The sequence below is a fragment of the Pseudomonas sp. BGA-UO-ETr-WB11 genome, assembly GCF_059567785.1.
In genome coordinates this window covers 157,692-178,456 of sequence record NZ_JCAQOS010000007.1, presented here as the reverse complement: position 1 = coordinate 178,456, position 20,765 = coordinate 157,692, and the positions used below count along the sequence as shown (strand labels likewise).

Below are 20,765 nucleotides of genomic sequence, written 5' to 3'. Positions count from 1 at the left end.
ATCACAAAAAACACCGTCACATCGACCAATGACCGCCAATAAACCGTCGAGCCACGCGCTCAGTGCTTCTCCAAGTTGGCCAGGATACGTTCCTGAACCTGCTGGCAACGCTGCAGCTCGACCGGATCGATACCGGCAAACAGCTCGTGGCGTAATTGGGTGGAGATGGCCTCAATTTGCTCGATCAGCGGCTGGGCCTTGGTACTCAGGGTGATCTGCTTGGCGCGCCGATCGTCGGCCACCGCCTGCCGACTGACCAGGCCCTGTGCCTCCAGGCCATCAAGCAAACGCGCCAGGGTTGGGCCTTCGACCCCAACGCTCTGGGCCAGCTCGCGCTGGGTCGGCGGCGTATCGAAACGGGCCAGATGGAGCAGCACCAGCCAGCGTGCCTGGGAAAGACCGAGGCCTACCAGACGACGATCCAGTTCGGCACGCCAGGCTCGGGACAATTGCGCCAACTGCATGGCAAAACGGTGTTGCTGGAACTGCGGCATAAAAAACTCGTGGGGCTGCTTGTACTAATTATTAGTCAGCTAAGCATGACCTGCGCGTAGAGAACAAGCACCACCCGCCGCTTACCACTTCACATATTGATCTTCGACAAAGCCCCAGAGGTTTTCGATCAAAACAGACGGTCGTCCATGGGGCCGCAGTACGCCGTTGAAGCGTCCGAATATCTGTTTGAAGTTACTGGCGATAATACCCAGATTGGTGCGCTCTTCATGCAGGCCATGGGCCTCGAAGCGCAGCTCCACCTGACCATCAAAAGACTGGATGCGCCAAGGCAGGAGTGGCTGCTGACGGTCAAACTCGAAACGCACGGTATCAACTTTAAGCAACTCGCCATCCAGCCAGAAGCAGTTCTCGGTGAAGCTGGTTTCGTTGACCCCGCAGGACAGGTTCACCCCAACCCGCAGCTCCCCCGCCTGACCAGACAGACACGCCCAGTTCCAGAAAGTCTCCGGGCGCATGTAACCAGCAGACCAATCGTGATGAGCGAAGGCATTGATCGTCTGCAGGTCGAAATCACCGAGGGCACTGTGCACCGTACCGCTACAGCGCACCCCAGCTACCTTCTGCGCGTAAACCCAGCCATTGGCGGCCGTTGGCGTGCACAAGCACATGGGCTGGAACGCCGGTTCGGCCTCGGAGAAGCGCGCTTCAATGCGCGTCCCGTCGTCCAGCTCAACCAGCAGGCTTTTCTCCAATGGCGCCGGGTAATTCTCCAGACGCAGGCGATTACCACCCCAACGCACTTCGCAAACGCCGTCATTCGGCTGCTGGGAAAACTGGCTGCCAAAGCCCAGGGGCAGCTTGAACTGGCGTTCGATCATGCGCCCGGAGGCCGGGTGGAAGAGATAGACAAAGCCGACACCGGCCAGGCTCAGATTGGCCAGGGCGCAACCGCCAATCAGCGTTTCACTGATCAAACCGAAGTACTGAAACTGGTGAAACCGCCGCCATTTCGCCAAACGCCCCAAAGGACGCCCCATGGGCGAACGGAAGTCGAAATCACGGTAATTGATGTGCGTAGGCGCAGCGACAAACTGGCCGTAATGGGGCTGGCCATCGGCCTTGATCAGTTGGTCCATCCGGCGCCGCTCACAATGACTGGAGCGGCGATGCTAGCACCGCCCGGCGGCCGTGCCAGTCACCCATCACGCCAACCCCAGGGACCAAATCAGCCAGCCATCACGGCGCCGTGCAGGCCAGTGCCACTTGATTGCGCCCCGCGCCCTTGGCCACATACAGCGCGCGGTCAGCGCGCTCGTAAAGCTGGGTCAGCGCCCCGGTCGGCTGTGGCTGCAAGCAGGCCACACCCACGGACAGCGTGACCACCGCCGCGGTGGTCGAAGCCTCGTGGGCAATCTGCAACTGTTCGAGGGCCGCGCGCAGGCTTTCGGCGCGTTGCTGGGCTTCATCAAGGCTGATGTCATAGAGCAGCACGGCAAACTCTTCCCCGCCCAGGCGCACAGCCATATCCAGCGGCCGCCGACCGGCCTGAGCCAGTAACTGCCCGACCCGCTGCAACACATAGTCGCCAGCCTGGTGGCCGTAGTGATCGTTATAAGCCTTGAAATGATCGATATCGCAGATCAGCAGCGCCAGGCTCACCTCATCGCGTTGCGCCAGGCGCCACAGGCGCTCCAGCTGGCGATTGAAACTACGGCGGTTGTGCAAGCCAGTCAGGCTGTCGTGATCGGCCAATACCCGCATCAAGCGACTGACCAGAAAGTGCTCGCGGGATTTGTACTCCAGCAGGTAGCAGCCAACGATACCGATCAGATTGCCGAACAAGAGAAACATCAGATTATTGAACAGCCGCGCCGTCGGGATGCCCACCAGCAACTCAAACAGCAGGTAACTGCTGAGCATCAAGGCTGGGCTGATCAACGCCTCGGACAGGCGTAAACCGGCAAGAAAGTAGCCCGCCATACAGACCAGCAACAAGCCTTCATAGGGGTAACTGGGATCGACGCTATGGGCGATGCCGACGACCGCCGCTGTACCGACACCCAGCACGGAAATACAGGCGATCGTCAGTGGATTGAGCAGCTGGGTATGCCGGCGCTGAATCAGCAAATAACCACACACCAGCAAAAACGCCAGCACAAACATCCGTACCGCCAGCATCCACCAGCGCTCGACGGAGTCGATCAGCAGTTGGTCGACCGCAGCAAACCCCAGCCACAACACAATCGCGCCTGGCAGCGCTGTGCGTTGCAGCTCGAAGCGGTCGTCTCGGACAAAATCGAGGTACTCATGCTCCAGCACTGGGCTGAAACGCAGCCGGCGAAACCCGACTGACAACTGATCCGCGTATGAATTGGAGCCAACGTCGCCTAACCACTCGTGATGTTGCGCCACCCTGCACTCTCCAGCACCGTACTCTATTTACTATAGCCTACGGCCGAGAGTGCCACATTTCCGCCGCACACAAATGCCAGATTAATGACGACCCACCGACAGCGGAGCGCCCTTCAGACCTCGAACTCCGCCTGCAACGCCGCGCGCACGCAATGCAAGACCCCCTCACTGGCGCGTCCCTGAAACTGCGCACTGAGACTGGCCACTGCCGGCAACTCACCTTCACCGTCGAGAAACGCTTCTTGAATCTCGCCCAATAGTTCCTCGGGCAGATCCAGGGCCTGTTCCAGCGACAATTGCTGAGCCGCAATAGCCTCGGCCAGCAGGCTGTAGACGTTCTTCTCCGAGCAGTTCAACTGCCGAGCGATCTGCGCCGGCGTCATACCGGCACAAGCCAGGCTGATCAGCTCATGGCGCAAGTCGGCAACCACCCGCGGCGCCTCGGCAGCGCCTTGCAGCACCTCAAGAAAGGCCATGCCGTAACGCTCAAGCTTGCGCGCGCCAACGCCACTGACCTGAGCCATCTCCGCCAGGGAGCCGGGCTTGCTGCGTAACATTTCCAGCAGGGTGGCATCCGGGAAGATCACATACGGCGGTACCGAATGTTCCTGAGCCAGGTTGCGCCGCAGGGTGCGCAGGGCCTCCCACTGTTCGCGCTCTTCGATGCGTACCAGTTGGCTGGCACTGCTGCCAGCGCCTTTGCCAGCGCCGCTGCTTTGCGGTTTCGGCTCGCGGCGCAACTGTAAAGGCTCCTCGCCGCGCAGCAATGGCCGACAGGTCTCGGACAGGCGCAAACCACCGTAGCCTTCGAGGTCGACATCAGCCAAGCCACGGGCCACCAACTGGCGGAACAACGTGCGCCACTCACCCTCACTCAGGGCCTTGCCAACCCCGAAGACGGACAAGTGCTGATGACCGAGGCTGCGGACCTTGTCGTTGTCGCGCCCAAGCAACAGATCGACCAGATGGCCGACCCCATAGCGCTGACCACTGCGATAGATCGCCGACAGCGCCTGACGTGCAGGCTCTGTGGCATCCCAGGTCTGCACGCCGTCGACGCAGTTGTCGCAATGGCCGCAAGGGTTGGGCATGTCCTCGTCGAAATAGGCCAGCAGCGCCTGACGGCGACAGCGGATCTGCTCGCACAACGCCAGCATGGCATCCAGCTTGTGCTGCTCCAGGCGCTTGTGACGTTCATCGCCATCGGAATTGTTGAGCATCTGCTTGAGTTGCACCACGTCCTGCAGGCCGTAGGCCATCCAGGCATCGGCCGGCAGCCCGTCACGGCCGGCGCGGCCGGTCTCCTGGTAATAGGCTTCCAGGGATTTGGGCAGGTCCAGGTGGGCCACAAAGCGCACGTTGGGTTTGTCGATACCCATTCCGAAGGCAATGGTGGCGACCATGATCAGGCCTTCCTCATTGAGGAAGCGCCTCTGGTGATAGGCCCGCAGGTCGCTGGGCAGGCCCGCGTGGTAAGGCAATGCGGGGAAGCCCTGGGCGCTGAGGAACGCCGCTACTTCGTCGACTTTTTTGCGTGACAGGCAATAAACGATACCGGCATCGCCACGGCGTTCGGCGAGAAAGCCCAGCAACTGCTTGCGCGGCTGCTCCTTGGGCACGATCCGATAGAAGATGTTTGGACGGTCAAAACTGGCGAGAAAACGCTCGGCGTTCTCCAGATGCAGACGCTGAACGATCTCCTCACGGGTGCGCATGTCCGCCGTGGCGGTCAGGGCAATCCGCGGCACATTGGGAAACAGCTCGGCCAGCTGGCCTAATTGCAGGTATTCCGGGCGAAAATCATGGCCCCACTGCGATACACAGTGCGCCTCGTCGATGGCAAACAGGGCGATCTGCAAGCCGCGCAGGAAATCCAGCATGCGCTGCTGCACCAGGCGTTCCGGCGCCAGGTAGAGCATTTTGATCTCGCCACGACGGATGCGCGCGGCAATCTCGCGCTGGGCCTCGGCGCTCAGGGTCGAGTTCAGCGCGGCCGCAGCCACGCCCAGCTCTTCCAGGGTGGCCACCTGATCGTCCATCAACGCGATCAAGGGTGACACCACCACCGCCAGGCCGTCGCGCAGCAGCGCCGGGACCTGGAAACACAGCGATTTACCGCCGCCCGTGGGCATCAGCACCAGAGCATCTTCGCCGCCGGCCACGCGCTCGATAATCGCCTGCTGGCGACCACGGAAATGGTCATAGCCGAAGACGTCTTTAAGGATGCGTTGAGCCTGTTCGAGCATAGAAACTCCAAATCGTGGCGGAAAACCTCATCCCTGAGGCCGTCGCAGAATCATTCTCCGGCTTTATCGAGGGCATATAGCTGTCAGCCCGGCCAGAAAGGCGAGCATTATACGCGACCCAGCCGCGACAAAGGCCCACGCCCATCGGCGGTGCTTTTGCCCACGGCCGCAGTAGACTAGAATCGTCCTTCGCTTATTCCCTCAAGGTAGCCCCCGATGTCCTTCGCCGAGCAATTGACCCGCCTGCAAGCCTTCCTCGACGCCGACGAGCTGCACGACGAGGCCCTGGACTACGTCGCAGCCCACGGTTACCTGACCGCCCTGTCGATCTGCACCGAGCAGCCCGACGAGCGCGAGTGGATCGACGCCCTGTTCTCCGAGCCGCCGCACTACCGCAGCGAGGAAGAGCGCGCCGAGATCGAAGCCACCCTGATCCAACTCAAAGCCCACATCGCCCGCCAACTGGCCAGCGACGACGAGCCGGAAATCCCTTGCGACCTCGACCTCGGCGACGAGCCGGACGATTCGGACCTGCGCGGCTGGTGCATCGGCTTTATGGAAGGCGTATTCCTGCGTGAAGCCGCCTGGTTTGAAAACGCCGAAGAAGAAGTCAGCGAGCTGCTGCTGCCGATCATGGTGGTTTCCGGCCTGTTCGACGACCAACCGGAATTCAGCGACATCGCGGCCGACGCCAAGCTGGTAGACGACATGGTTGAGCAGATTCCCGAATTGCTCACCGCCCTGTTCCTGCTGTGCAACGCTCCCGACGAAAAACCCGCCCTGCTCAAACCGCGCCACCACTGACAGCAGCGTCCAGCCATGAGCAGCAGCCCGCGTGTACACCGCCATCTGGGTGTGCGTTACCTGCTGCTGACCATTGGCTGGCTGAGTGTGCTGTTGGGGGTTATTGGTATCTTCCTGCCAGTGCTGCCAACCACGCCGTTCCTGCTCTTGGCGGCGGCCTGCTTCATGCGCAGCTCGGCGCGCTTCTATAATTGGCTGGTGAGCCACCCTCGGCTCGGCCCCTGGATTCACGATTACCTCGAAGGCCAGGGCATCCCGTTGCGTGGCAAGGTCTACGCTATCAGTCTGATGTGGTTGAGCATCGCCCTGTCCTGCTATCTGGTACCGATGATGTGGGCGCGGGCGTTCATGCTCACCAGTGCGGTACTGGTCAGCCTGTACATCCTCCGGCAAAAAACCTTGCCGGCGCGCGTACCACACCCATAGTCCGCTGGCAGATGAGCCAGGTATCCCGCCATGCTGCATAAGCTGCAACGCCGCAACGCGATCAGGGCCACACAGCCATCATGGCTGCGCAGGCTGCTGCTCGCGTGCTTGCTTGCGGGCGTGGCCATCAGTCAGGCCAACTGGGATTTTGGCCTGATTCTGCAGAAAGCCGAGCAGCGCTACGGCAACCTCGGCCTGGCCAAGGGCCGCATCGAGGCCTGGGATGAGCTGATCAACAGCAATCTGGGCAAATCCGAAAGCGAACTGCTGCAGACCACCAACCGCTTCTTCAATCGCCAGCTGCGCTTCGTCGACGACAGCCAAAACTGGCGCCAGAACGATTACTGGGCCTCGCCGATCGAAGCCCTGGTCAAAGGCGCCGGTGACTGCGAGGACTACGCGATTGCCAAGTACTTCACCCTGCGCCGCCTGGGGGTGCCCAGCGAAAAACTGCGCATCACCTACGTCAAGGCGCTGCGCTACAACCAGGCGCACATGGTCCTCACCTACTACGCCACGCCCAGCGCCATACCCTTGGTACTGGACAACCTGATCAGTGAGATTCGCCCGGCTTCGCAGCGTAAAGACCTGCTGCCGGTGTACGCATTCAACGCCGAGGGCCTTTATCTGCCCGGCGCGGCCGGCGGCAAACGGGCCAGCGACAGCAAAAAACTGTCGCGATGGCAGGACCTGCTGAAAAAAATGAAAAGTGAAGGCTTCGCCATCGGCGAAGGTTAGGAGAAGGTCATGTCACTACTCAAACAGCTCTTTTTGGCCATTTGCCTCTTCTTGGTGGTGGCCTTTACCGGCAGCTTCATTGCCGGCGTCGAGAGCTCGCGTGAGCAATTGCTCAGTCAACTGCGTTCCCACGCTCAGGACGCCGCCACCGCGCTGGGGCTATCGATGACGCCCCACGTCGACGACCCAGCGATGATCGAGCTGATGGTCAGCTCAGTGTTCGACAGTGGCTACTTCGCCAGCATCCGCGTGGTGCGCATCGACAACGGCGATGTGATCGTCGAACGCACCACCACCGGCATCAGCGAGCAGCCTGTGCCGGCCTGGTTCGCCAGCCTGGTCAACCTGCAACCCCAGGGCGGCGACGCCCTGATCATGCGCGGCTGGGAGCAAGCTGCCCGCGTCGAAGTGCTCAGTCACCCGCAGTTCGCCCTGGCCAAGTTATGGGACAGCGCCCTTGGCAGCCTGGCCTGGCTGCTGATCTGCGGCCTGATCAGCGCCATTCTCGGTGGCTGGCTACTACGCACCCAGTTACGTCCCCTGGACAACATGGTCAACCAGGCCGAAGCCATCACCCGCCGCGAATTCCTGACCACCCCGGAGATCCCCAGAACACCGGAACTCAAGCGCGTTGTACTGGCCATGAACCAAATGGTCGAGAAGCTCAAAACCCTGTTTGCCGAAGAAGCCTCACGCAGTGAAAAACTGCGCGCAGAAGCCTACCAGGACAGCCTTACCGGGCTCGCCAACCGTCGCCTGTTCGATATTCACCTGGCTGATCGGCTGACTGAAAACGAACAGCATGCCGAGGGTTATTTGCTGTTACTGCGGGTCAACGACCTCGGCGGCCTCAACCAGCGCCTCGGCGGCCAACAAACCGATGCCCTGATCAGCGCTATTGGTGAATGCCTCAAACGCTTGCAGGCCCAGCACGGCAACTCCGACTGGCTGGCCTCGCGTAACCGCGGGGGCGAGTTCTCCCTGCTAGCGCCGGGCCTGACGGGCGAGGATGCCGACCAACTGGCCAGCGAACTCTGCACCAGCCTGGACAACCTTCGCCAAACGGGCGCCTCCGACTGCACGCCCGTGGCTCACTTGGGGCTGGCCGCATTCAAGCAAGGGGAAACAGCCGGCAACGTATTTGGCCGTGCGGATCAGGCCTTGGCCCAGGCACAGAGCAATCCAAGCAAGCCCTGGGCGCGGGTCGATGACTTCAACAGCCTGCCGACCCAAGGGCTGCACGACTGGCGCACCTGGATCGACGCCGCCCTCAACCAGGGCAAGGTGCAGCTGTACTTCCAGCCGGTGGTCGAATGCGCTGCACCGCAAAACATTCTCCACCGCAAAGTCCTCGCTCGTCTGCTCGATCCGCAGGGCGAAGCCATTGCCGCCGGCCGCTTCCTGCCCTGGATTGAACGCCTGGGTTGGCTGGCGCGCTTTGACCTGGCCATGCTGGAACACAGCCTGCGCCACCTCAGCCAGTATCCACAGCCGCTGGCCCTCAGCCTCTCGGCCGCCACCCTGCGCGAGCCGGCCAGCCTTGCGCGCCTGCTCGCGCTACTTAAGAACCACCCGCAGCATGCCAGTCTGATGACCCTGGAGATCGACGAGCGCCACCTGCCGCCTGCTGCAGAACTGGAGCGCTTCAGCCAAGCCGTGCGCGAAACGGGTTACCGGTTGGGACTGCAACATTTCGGTGGACGCTTCAGCCTGATCGGCAACCTGACCCATTTGGGCCTCGCCTACCTGAAGATCGACGGCAATTACATCCGTGCTATCGACCTGGAAAGCGACAAGCGCCTGTTTATCGAAGCCATGTTCCGCGCCACCAACAGCATCGACTTGCCGCTGATGGCTGAAATGGTGGAAACCGCTGGCGAACTTCATGCACTCAAGGAGCTGGGGATCTATGCCGCCATGGGCCGCCTGATTGGCGCACCGGCACCCTGGAAGGACTAGATCGTTGACCCATCTGGCGCGCGGTGCGCCCCATCAAGGCAATGGCTACCCCCCAACCCGCGCGCCGGCTACACTGACAGCAGGTTTAGAGTGCACACGCATGGCGCTGCGATAAATCGAAGCCCATAGAAACTGCAATGCAAACAATAATAATCGACAGTGCTATGACGTCACTCTAACCACTGAGAAATTGCCGTCTGCCAGGAGCTCATGCATGCCACCCCGACAGCTGATGTACCCCCTTGCTGTCATGCTCGCCCTCCTTCTTACGCCCCTTGCGGCACAGTCCGAAGACGGCGTTAGTGCACACGACATTCGCCTCGGCATGGTCAACGCTCAAAGCGGCCCAGCGTCCGGCTTAGGCATTCACATGAAAGCCGGTGTTCAGGCCTACTTCACCCGCGTCAACGCCGCAGGCGGCGTTCATGGCCGCACGCTCAACCTGATCGTCAAAGATGATGGGTATGAACCCGCTCGCAGTGCCGCGCACACGGAAGAGTTGATCAATCGCGACAACGTATTCGCCCTGCTTGGCTACGTCGGCACCCCAACCTCAAGGGCCGCCCTGCCCATTGCCATGCGCGCGGAGGTACCTTACCTGTTCCCCTTCACCGGCGCCGAGTTTCTGCGCACCCCGGTGAAAAAGTGGGCATTCAATGTGCGCGCCTCCTACCTGGATGAAACCGAAACACTGGTTGAGCACCTGACCAGCGATCTCGGGGTTAGCAAAATCGCCCTGCTGATGCAGGACGACTCCTTCGGTGAGTCAGTCAAAAGCGGCATTAGCGGCGCCTTGAGTAAACGCAACCTGAGCATTCACGCGGAGGCCCGAATCAACCGCAACTCGCTGGATGTAGCCGGAGCAGTGGCCACGCTTAAACAGGCCCAACCGGAAGCCATTGCCTTTGTCGGCACTTACCGGCAGCTATCCGCAGCCATTCAAGCGGCGAAAATAGCCGGTATCCACGCACGCTTCGTGACAGTGTCTTTCATCGGCACAGAAGACTTTATTGCAGCCGCGGGACCCAACGGCGATGGCGTGTATATCACCCAGGTCATGCCCTCACCGCACGACACCTCGCTGGCCATCGTGCGCCAGTACCTGGCCGATGTACCGCCTGCCGAGGTGGGTTATACATCCCTGGAGGGCTATATAAATGCCAGTGTCTTCGTACAAGCGCTGCAAGCCACCGGTGCAGAACCCACACGATCAAAACTTGCAAACGTGCTTAAAAATCTGAACGCGGATATTGCTGGCTTCCCTGTGCACTTCTCACCCAAGCGCCATCAAGGCTCCACAGCCGTGTTCCTCACGCGGGTAGAGGCAGGCAAGGCGCTGCCTGTGCAGACCATGCGCTGAGCCTCACGCCCGGTCCTGTTCAGCATCGGTCATAACGCCTTGTGCGCATCAACAAAAAGGCCCACGCCCCAGAGGGGTGTGGGCCTGATGACTTCAGCAGGGTTTAAGCAGCATCAACCTTGAGGCTGCCATCATTGAGCATGCCCAGGATCACACTGGCTTCGTTAGCCCCTGGACCATAGCTGGCAAACAGGTTCACGTCCTGCAGGACAATGGTCTGCTCAGTCGACGTCGCCGGATTCGACGTTGTGGTATCACTCACTTTGATGACCGTATCCAATGCAGAAGAGCCGCCAAAGCTGGCAGTGCTGATATCGATAAAACTCAGCAGATTACCCACATCCCCGGTTTGTCCGTGCTCGCCGATAAGCAGTTGCGAAAGATCAAGACGATCGCCTTGAGCATTGCCATTGAAGTTGTGGACAAAGCCCAGCACGGTGTCAGATCCACTGTCACCGGCCAGCCATTTGAAGGTGTCGTGACCCGTACCACCGATCAACAGGTCATCACCCGTTCCGCCAATCAGCGTGTCATTGCCACCCTGCCCGTAAAGGATGTCATTACCGGCACCACCACTGAGGATGTCATTTCCGCCTACGGAGCCTTCCTGGCCGAAAGTGGCATGATCGGCAGCAATCAAGGTGCTGAGTTGGCCATTTGTCGCCCCAGGATGTGCGGCAACAAATGCAGCCCAGCCACCATCGGCGTTATCAGCATGGATGCTGTCACCGAAGATGATGTCGTTGCCGCTACCGCCATTCAGTTCATCGTTACCCACGCCAGCAACACTGGTTGATCCACCGGAAATGGTACCAATCACCGAAGTCAGCTGATTGGCGGTGGTCACGTTATTGGCACTGCCACCGACACCTTCAACCTGACTCAACAGAGACAACGCGCCAGCATCCACGCTTATGCCAACAGACTCGATAGTGAATGTCTGCCCGACGGTGGTCCCATCTGAGTTTTCGATACGCCCCACTTCACTGACGTTATCGCCATCCCCTCCACCAAGAACATGCAGCATTGCATCTGAAGAGCTAACGCTCTCTACAGTAGTGCCATTATTGTTGTAGGCCCGGTTCGGCACACCGTCAGATACAAACAGCACCTTGTTCACATCCGCCGCCGATATCGGTGAATTGCCGCCTGATGACTGAATCCAGTTATTGGCTTGAACCAAACCAGCCTCATAGTTCGTATATTCCCCGCCCGTAGCACTACCATTGGCAGTCATCGCATTGACGAAGGCGATGGCAGCAATCAGTTGTGCACTGTTGTCGGAACCACCTGCAGTAAGCGTGAACGTAGAGCCTGCGGGTGCGTCTGTACCAAACTTGACCAGATGCACCCGGATATCACTGGCACCCGAGTTGTACAGGCCGTTGAGGGACGCAATTACAGACTGCTTCAACGCATCGAGACGGCTGATATTGCTGGTTGCACCAGCGGAATTGGTGAACTGGATAGTGGTCGTCATGCTGCCCGAGTTATCCAGTACGTAGGCGATGTTGGCCTTCTGGCCAGCCAACTGTGTGGCACCACCGATATCACCGATCAGCACATCGTTGCCGCTACCGCCCTGGATGTCGCCATCTGGAGCATACCGCGAGGTATCCACCTCGTGATCCGTGCCTTGTGCTGGATTGTCATTGACGTTCTTACCAACCACGAGCGCATTTTCATCGCTACCAAAGATGGTGATGGTCAGCGTCGCCGTGCGTGGCGTTGTGCCATCCGTGACGGTGTAGGTGTAAGTCTCGGTCAGCGTGCCGCCATCATTAAGCGCTTGCACTGCCGGCTTGGTGTTGTCCAGCGCATAGCTGTAGTTGCCGTTTGAATTCAACGTCAAGGTACCGTAGGCGTTACCACCGGTGTAGCCAGTTACCGTAAGTGGGTCGACATCAACATCGGTGTCAGCCACATCGCCACGGATTGCGCTGTCGGGCGCGCCGTTGTGCGCTTGGTTCGCCAGTACATTGCCGCTGGCATCGCTCTGGTCTTCCCTCGCCCAGTTGGTATCAGCATTGGCAACCGGACGATCATTGGTACCGAAGACCGTGATGGTCAGTGTTGCAGTCCGCGGCGCCGTACCGTCTGTGACCGTGTAAGTATAGGTTTCGGTTAGCGTGTCACCCTCACCCAGAGCCTGAACCGCCGGGTTGGTGTCAGTGAGGCTGTAGCTGTAGGTTCCGCTAGCATTCCAGGTGAGGGTGCCATAGGCATTGCCGCCGGTGACACCCGTCACGGTCAAGGTTTCGCCATCGACATCGCTATCCGCCACATCACCTCTGGCCACGCTGTCAGGAGCGCCGTTGTGCGATTGGTTCAGCAGCAGGTTACCGCTGGCATCACTGCTATCTTCTTTCGCCCAGTTCGTATCTGCATTGACCACTGGCGCATCGTTCGAGCCGAACACAGTGATGGTAAGCGTTGCTGTGCGCGGCACTGAACCATCGGTGACCGTATAGGTGTAAGTTTCGGTCCGCTTCTCGCCATCATCCAGGGCCTGGACCGCCGCCTTGGTATTGTCCACGGCGTAGGTATAGGTGCCACTAGGGCTCCAGGTCAGGGTGCCATAGACATTGCCGCCAGTAACGCCGGTGACCGTCAGCGTGTCGTCGACATCGGTGTCAGCCACGTCCCCCCGCACAGCGCTGTCTGGCGCCCCATTGTGGGCTAGACTTTGCAGCATATTGCCGGTGGCATTGATGACATCTTCCTGCGCCCAATTGGTATCGGCTTTGGCGATTGGAGAATCGTTGCTGCCATTGATGGTAATCGTCAGTGTGCTGGTGGTTGGATCTCCATCCGCATCCTGCGCGGTATAGGTAAGAACCTTCACCACGGCAACGCCATCATCAAGCGCCTGGGTCGCTACGGCGTCGTTGTTCAGCGTGAACGTGTAATGCCCATTTGGATCAAGCACCAAGGTTCCGTACTGAGCAAGATCGGCGATGGCACCAGCGTTTCCAGCACTCCAATTCAAGAAAGACAGCGGCACATCTGCACCGGAGCCATCGTTGGCCAGTACATTACCCTCAATGGGTACAACCGGCGGTGTAACCGCAGCAAGCAGCGTATTAACCAATCCACCAAAGTTTGTAACCAGGATCGGAGCGCCACTTCCATCAAGATCAACATCCTGCAAACGGGCATTGTTGATGCCGTCACCGACCCCAATAGCAGTAACGTTGATGCCATTGCTGTCGACAAAAGTGTTCCATGCGCTGGCCGTTGCATCGCTCAGGGAATTATTTCCTGACCCAGTCTGCTCGTTCGGATTACCGTCGCTGATAAAGAACACCTGATTGCTTGAGCCTAGAATCGGCGTGTAAGCAACCATGGTTTCCTGTATGGCATCGGTAAAGTCGGTTGATCCATTAAAAGGCCGGTTGGCAATGATGCTGTCCACTTGAGCATTGAAATCAGCCAACGTGGTCACGGGCGCGTATGAAGTCGAGTCAGATGAGAAGGCCACGATGGTGATCCGCACATCCCCGCCATTGCCATTGAACAGAGCCTGGCCGGCAGACTTGACGGCATTCATCATGGTGGTGAATTCGCTGTTGCTGATGCTGCCGCTGGAGTCCAACACGAACGCCGCGTTGATGTTTTTACCCGCAGCCTCAGTCACCGAACCACTGTTGCTATTGGCTTGCGGCGTATCGTCATCAACATTGATGGTCAGGCTTCCGTCCACGATATCGGTATCACCGTCGGTTACCCGGTAAGCCAGATCAAAAGAGACATTGTTCTCGTCATTGCCCAGTGGGTGATCAATCACTGCATTCTGCGTAACGGTGTAAGCACCAGAGGCCGTGTTCAGTGTCACCGTGAGGACGGTGGTGCCATCTTGCTTGATCAGCAAGTTATCGCCCGATTTGACATACTCAAAGCCATCGGGCGCTCCCGATGTCAGCCATTCGATTGAACCGGAGCCATCAGCACCGAAAGCATGTCCCAAGGTGCCGCTCTCATTGGCAGAGTCAGCATCATCATCAATGCCATTCGCAATGCCATGAGCGAGCGCATCATCATCCAGTTGCACCGTTGCGTTCTGACTGACCGTGGGCATGTCGTCGATGATGTCGATCGTGATCGATGCCGGACCTGAGACTTCAGAACCGTCGGTAGTTGTCAGACTGAACACATCTTGCTCGGTGACAGCCGGAACATCGGTGGTCGCTTCTGTGAGCTTGTAGCTATAGGTGGCAATGCCTGTCAGGGCGTTGTATCCCGTGACGGTCAATGTGCCGTGCGCACCCTGAACCACGTTATTGTTGCCAAGGTTCGCAATGCTGATGACGACCGGCGCACCAAACCCGGTGATGGTCACCGACTCGATGTCACCCAGCCCATCGGAATCAGCCAGCGCAAAAGTACCACCAGCGAACTCGCCGTTACCGCCTGCATCAGTGCCATTCGGGAACAATCCGGCTTCGTCAACCACACTGTCGGTGGCCCGCACATCAATTGTCGGAGCCTCGTTAGTGCCCTCGATACGGATGGTCAACTCTGCCAGCGAGACATCACCATCCCCGTCCCGCATGGTGTAGAGCAATTTCTGACTGATTACAGAGCCATCTGTGAGCGCCTGAGTATCTGGGTCAGCATTATTCAAGGTGTAGGTATAAGAACCGTTCGGATTCAGCTGCAAGGTGCCGTACTTGGCCAGTTCAACAAGTGCTGTCTGGTTAAGGTTGGCATCGTCATTCCAGCGTACAAACGCCTTGCCTCCATCATTGCCGCCGGAGTCGTTACCCAGCACATTGCCGGTTGCGACGACATGCAGAGGGTCGCCCTCAAACACCGTGTCGGCAGTGTCATCGGTGGCCGTCGGAGAGTCATCACGGAAGGAGACACGCCCTCCCAGATCAAAGTCAGCGGAGGCGGTGTCATTATCGCCATCGGTAACGGTAGCTGTGAGTTTCACCAACCCCGACGCCAAGGATTTAACTTCGTCCGGGTCGGTAGTCGGATGGAAAATTGCGCGCAGCTGTTCAAGGGATACAACACCGGTATTGACGTTGACTGAAAGGGTGAAGACGTTTTCCTCACCACCATCAGCGACCCCGTTCAGATCCACATACCCGACTACGCCGCCCGCCCCATCGCTTTTGAGCAACACAACCTGGCCCGAAACCGTATCCACCAAATTCGAGGCAGTTCCATCAACAACCTTGAGGCTATAGCCGACACTCTTCAAGCCGTCCTCACCCGCATTGTGGGTGAAAGCCCCAGCGAAGTTGCCACTGGCAGTCGCACCAGGTACACCGAGATCAGTCTCATCAACCTGCAAGTTGAAAAGATTCCAGTTGGCCTGGATGTTGACGTCGTTGAAGTCATCATCAGGACTGCCAGTCAGGTCTTCCCAGTTCTGGTTACCTGGCTCGCCATTGTCCGTCAGGTGCGCGCCGTCGACATTGAGCGCGCCATCGCTAAACAGCACATGGGAACCGTCAGAACCCAGCAGCACAGTGGCTCCCACCTTGGCGACCCATTGATCGCCAACCTTCTCAAAGGTGACCATCGCACCATCGGCGAGCCCGAGATTGTTAACGGCACCATTGGGGATGATGAAGAAGCCGGTGGTATCCGGATCCAAGCTATTGATGACGTCAGGCACACCCGGGTGGCCCTTGACGTTTGCCCAGATCACTTGGCCGCTGACAGGGTTTCCATCCGCATCTTTGGTGTAATAGCCATAGCTGCTGTAGTAGCCCGCACTCCCGCCGAGGAACTCAACCGAGAGCTGCGCTCCGGTTGCCCCCGAGGCGCTGATGCTTGGACCGTCATCCTCAAAGCTGATCTGCCGTCCGATCTGAACCTCGGCGGTTTTCACATCGCCGTCCCCATCGGTAACGGTTACCACCGCGTTGATCTTGCCTGCCAGATTGACGGCTTCGTCGTAGCTGCTTCCGGTGATTGGATGCTGCAAGGAAATGTACTGCGCCACGCTTATTTTGCCGTCATCGGTGATAGCCACTGCAAATGCAGCTTTGCCGGCATCCGCCCCGCCGCCGTCAACGCGCCCCACGATCAACAGGCCTTCCTTAACCAGCGTGATGGTCTGGCCGTCGGTGGTTGTTAGCCCGCTCGCCGCGTTGGAAATCGACAGGCTCAACACCAGGCCGGCGCCTTCCTGGTCTTGACCAACATTCGAACCGGCTGTGCTGACCAACGCCGAAGCACTTTGCGCATAACCGCTGGGTGACAAATCGCCACCTGGATTACTGACCCCGGCAAACAGTCCACTGACCGACGAATCACCTGTGTCGTTATTTTGCAGCCCTGCCGTTTCGTCATGAGTGACACCAACCTCACCGACAAGACGGATCGCGGCGGTTGGGCCATCATCGTCAAAACCAATCAACTGACCGATGGGCACAGAAGCCACATCGACATCACCATCGCCATCAGTGACCGTCACCACCGCATTGATCTTGCCCAGCAGCGTGACCGTCTCATCAAAGCTGCCAACGCCGCCTGAATGATTCGGGTGGTTGAGCGACATGTACTGCGCAACGCTGACGAAACCATTGGCATCGATGGCCACAGCAAACGCAGCCTTGCCGGTGTCAGCCCCAGCACCAACAACCCGCCCAACAACAAGATCTCCTTCCAGCGAAAGCGAGATGCTTTGACCATTGGTGGTCGTCAGCCCGGAATCTGCCGAACCGGTGAGCTCAAGGCTCACAACCTTGGTAGCACCTTCATTATCTTCACCGGTATCACTGAGCAGCGTCAGCACCACTGGCAGTGTGCTTGTGGCGAAGCCGGACAAATCGGTGCCGGCATTGGCCACACTGCCAAATACGGCAACGCCAGGCACATCGTTGCCGTCGCTGTTCACTAATGCGCTGAATACGGGAATCTGCTGCAAACCCGCCGTTTCATCGTGCACGACCTTACTCAGCAGCGGATTGAGGAAAATGCTGGCATGTGGGCCGTCATCCTCAATGCTGAACACGCCAGCCCCGAGGGCAACCGCGGCCTCACTGCTGTCGCCGTCGGCATCTGTCACTGTCTGCACGATTTGCAGATCAGAGGCATTTTCAAGTGTGAGCGTTGAACTGTCGTCATCACTGCCGGTTGCGGCGTGCCAGATATTGTTGACCGGGCTTCCTAGCTGGGTGAACGTCACAACACCCGTATTGCTATCAACACTGATAGTGAAATAGTCGACCCCACCCACTGAACCGGTTATGACATCGCCTACCTGGTACAGCAGTATTTCCGCGCCCTGGCCATAACCGTCGCCATCACCACCTTCACCCAGTTTGTCATTCGACTGCAGAGCAAACAGCCCTGAACCGATGCCATCCACTTTAAGCGCCAACGCGTAGGTCACATCACCAGGGCCGTCGGTGCCGTAATCAATACTCGTGACAAAATTGTCGGCAAAGTCCGCACTGACCGACGCCTTGCCTGCAGGATCAGAATTGCCGGCCTGCTCAGTGCCCACCTTGCGCGTCTCATCCAGCACCAGGGTATCCAGCACCGCATCGGCAACAGCCGCCCGCGGGCCGTCGTCGTCAAAGCTGAAGTAGCTGGTGTTGCTGACCAGGCCCTCTTGGCCTTCACCCTCAACCGTGGTGTGGCTGATCAGATCCACTGTGGCCGATTGAGTGATGCTGTCGCCATCGGCATCCTCACGGGTCACGGTGTATTGCAGTTGTACGGCGCCGTCGGTGAGCAGCTGCAGCTGCACAGCCTCATCGAAGGTTCCGTTGCTGGGATGCTCCAGCGCTTCAAACAGCGTGGTTTGCAGCTGCTCGCCGACGATGGCGATGGTGAATACCGGATCACCACCATTGGCATCCCGGCCGACGATTACGCCCGCCTCAAGGAACAACGTGATCGCGCCACCGGCCATCGAGAACAAGTTGGTCGCCAACCCACCCTCAGGCGGAAAGCCGACAAAACTCAAAACACCCTTGGTCGTGCCTGCTCCATCCGCGCCATAGCTGCCACCCGGCGCTGCAAACAGGCTGGTTAAGCCACCCGTCACATTCGTTGTTACCTGACCTAGGCCAGGGCCCACATCGTCGGTATTGCCGTCAGTATCCAGCTCACCCACTGCCAGGCGCTCATCGCCTTCGGTTTCATCCACATTGACGAAAAGTGCGGCTTGCTCCTCAGGTGAGACATCCACGCTCACCGTTAGGGTTGGACCGTCGTCGTCAAAGCTGAAGTAGCTGGTGTTGCTGACCAGACCCTCTTGGCCCTCACCCTCAACCGTCGTGTGGCTGATCAGATCCACTGTGGCCGATTGAGTGATGCTGTCGCCATCGGCATCCTCACGGGTCACGGTGTATTGCAGTTGTACGGCGCCGTCGGTGAGCAGCTGCAGCTGCACAGCCTCATCGAAGGTTCCGTTGTCGGGATGCTCCAGCGCTTCAAACAACGTGGTTTGCAGCTGCTCGCCGACGATGGCGATGGTGAATACGGGATCGCCACCATTGGCATCCCGACCGACGATTACGCCCTCCACAAGGAACAACGTGATCGCGCCACCGGCCATCGAGAACAAGTTGGTCGCCAACCCACCTTCAGGCGGAAAGCCGACAAAACTCAAAACGCCCTTGGTCGTGCCTGCTCCATCCGCGCCATAGCTGCCGCCCGGTGCAGCAAACAGACTGGTTAAGCCACCCGCCACATTCGTTGTTACCTGACCTAGGCCTGGGCCCACATCGTCGGTATTGCCATCGGTGTCCAGCTCACCCACTGCCAGGCGTTCATCACCTTCGGTTTCATCCACATTGACCAAGAGTGCGGCTTGCTCTTCACGTGAGATATCCACGCTCACCGTTAGGGTCGGACCGTCGTCGCGGAACACCAACAGCCCCCCCAGGTCCAGATTGGCACTGGCAGTGTCACCATCGCCGTCGGTTGCAACCGCAACCAGCCTTATGGCTCCGCCGGCAATAGCCAAAGGCTCATCGTTGTTGCTCGGGTCCGGGTGCTGCAACGCGCGCAGTTGGGTCAGGGTCAAATCACCCGCCCCATCGACTTCTGCCGTGAAGGCCACCACAGCGGGATCGCCATCGACCCAACCCTGGATAGTGCCATCCACCAGATGCAACTCGATGACGGCGCCCGTGGCGGCATCCCTAAGGCCACTGTCGAGACTGCCGATCTCAAGGGCGTAAGCAACGGCGCCACCATCCGCGCCCAAGCTGGCTTGGAAGGCCCCGGCGAAATTGCCCGTCGCACTGAGATCAAGACTGGTCTCATCGACAACCAACGCAGAGAACTCGCCCTGCCCAAGGCTGATAGCGGGATTGTCGTCGTTGATCTGCACATTCAGCTGTACGGTTGGCGACACATCGCCATCGAGGTCAAACATGCGCACGGCGAAGCTCTCGCCAACCTGGTCAGCCGTGCCGCTGGCATTGGGATTAGTGTGATCAAGGGTGTTATCGCTGAGCGTATAGGTCCAATTTCCCGCCCCATCAACGGTAAGCACACCGTATTGGCCCTGGACCACGCCGCCATTGGTCACATCGATAAAGTTGCCGTTGATATCCTGGATTTGCAGGGCTGAGATACCATCCGGGGAATTGATAACAATGCGCCCGCTGGCCTGCTCGGCGGCACTGTCTGGGTTGCTGCCATCGCCCAAGGCCTCTTCATCAACCACGCCAGGCCCGGCAATGAGCTGGCCTTCGGCATCTTGGTACTCAACCTCAAGGTCAGGCGTAAAGTCCACGACCTCGGGATCAGGTACGTCCGCGGCTTCCGCTACCCGAAACTCTGGCGCCGAGCCGATCGGGCCTGTGGGATACCCAATGGTGGGGTCAACTGCCTCACCGGTTTCACCCAGCAGCACGAAGGAATGTCCACCGCCGGCGCCACCCGCGCCGCCCGCACCACCGCCGCCTGGTCCCGCAGCAGTGGCTTCAGCGTTTTGTGTCGGGTCGACGCCCGCTTCGATAGCCGCTTGCAACTGCTCAACATCCGTCAGCTCTTGCTGACTGGGTGCCACGGGCGCGGCGTCTGCAGGCGCATCGCTTGCCCCATCAGCTTGCGCCTGGGCCAGCAGTTGGCTGTCGAGCATCTGGGTACTCTCACGCCCCAGGGTCAACTCGCCGCCACCGGCGAGTGCGACCGCCACGGAGCCATCGACGCCAGTGACCAATTGCTCGCCGGCAAACACACGATCACCTTCCGTTAGAAGCCGGCGCGTTCCGTCGCTAGCGACTGCGTAAACCTCGCCTACTACTTGTCTGACGACACCGATCAACGTAGCCATGAGTCCATCCTCCGCAACACCGCTGCCGACCACCGTCGGCACATGCTCAAAAGATCAATGCACCCGTCAAATCCGTAGGAATACGCACAACTCGCCAACCCGAGGC

Annotated in this window: 10 protein-coding genes; 5 read left to right on the top strand and 5 right to left on the bottom strand. The window is 59.2% G+C overall.

What is annotated here, in order from left to right:
* Positions 1 to 59 precede the first annotated feature (59 nt).
* From AC56DI_RS11610 to recQ, 4 genes are all read right to left on the bottom strand, one after another.
* On the bottom strand, positions 60 to 494 hold the full coding sequence (locus AC56DI_RS11610; protein ID WP_496346298.1) for a MarR family transcriptional regulator: 435 nt from the start codon (positions 492 to 494) through the stop codon (positions 60 to 62).
* 81 nt (positions 495 to 575) lie between these two features.
* Positions 576 to 1,592 carry a DUF2804 domain-containing protein gene (locus AC56DI_RS11605; RefSeq protein ID WP_496346297.1) on the bottom strand — a complete coding sequence of 339 codons (1,017 nt, stop codon included), beginning with the start codon at positions 1,590 to 1,592 and terminating at the stop codon, positions 576 to 578.
* A gap of 100 nt (positions 1,593 to 1,692) precedes the next feature.
* Entirely contained in the window at positions 1,693 to 2,868 is a 1,176-nt protein-coding gene (locus AC56DI_RS11600) for a GGDEF domain-containing protein (RefSeq protein WP_496346296.1), read from the bottom strand.
* 113 nt (positions 2,869 to 2,981) lie between these two features.
* Positions 2,982 to 5,114, bottom strand: a complete 2,133-nt coding sequence (gene recQ, locus AC56DI_RS11595; RefSeq protein WP_496346295.1) for a DNA helicase RecQ — start codon at positions 5,112 to 5,114, stop codon at positions 2,982 to 2,984.
* Positions 5,115 to 5,330: 216 nt separating this feature from the next.
* Between recQ and AC56DI_RS11590 the strand changes: the two genes are divergently transcribed.
* The 5 genes from AC56DI_RS11590 to AC56DI_RS11570 all read left to right on the top strand — a co-directional run bounded on the left by AC56DI_RS11590 (position 5,331) and on the right by AC56DI_RS11570 (position 10,401).
* Entirely contained in the window at positions 5,331 to 5,918 is a 588-nt protein-coding gene (locus tag AC56DI_RS11590; protein ID WP_496346294.1) for a UPF0149 family protein, read from the top strand.
* A gap of 15 nt (positions 5,919 to 5,933) precedes the next feature.
* On the top strand, positions 5,934 to 6,344 hold the full coding sequence (locus AC56DI_RS11585; RefSeq protein ID WP_496346293.1) for a YbaN family protein: 411 nt from the start codon (positions 5,934 to 5,936) through the stop codon (positions 6,342 to 6,344).
* Positions 6,345 to 6,374: 30 nt separating this feature from the next.
* A complete protein-coding gene (lapG, locus tag AC56DI_RS11580) occupies positions 6,375 to 7,082 on the top strand; it encodes a cysteine protease LapG (protein WP_496346292.1) in 708 nt (235 codons plus the stop codon).
* Between the two features lie 9 nt (positions 7,083 to 7,091).
* On the top strand, positions 7,092 to 9,041 hold the full coding sequence (lapD, locus tag AC56DI_RS11575; protein ID WP_496346291.1) for a cyclic di-GMP receptor LapD: 1,950 nt from the start codon (positions 7,092 to 7,094) through the stop codon (positions 9,039 to 9,041).
* Positions 9,042 to 9,255: 214 nt separating this feature from the next.
* Complete coding sequence (locus tag AC56DI_RS11570; protein ID WP_496346290.1) at positions 9,256 to 10,401, top strand: ABC transporter substrate-binding protein; 1,146 nt, start codon at positions 9,256 to 9,258, stop codon at positions 10,399 to 10,401.
* Between the two features lie 103 nt (positions 10,402 to 10,504).
* Here the strand turns inward: AC56DI_RS11570 and AC56DI_RS11565 are convergent, their stop codons facing one another.
* Entirely contained in the window at positions 10,505 to 20,659 is a 10,155-nt protein-coding gene (locus AC56DI_RS11565; RefSeq protein WP_496346289.1) for a retention module-containing protein, read from the bottom strand.
* Positions 20,660 to 20,765: the final 106 nt, after the last annotated feature.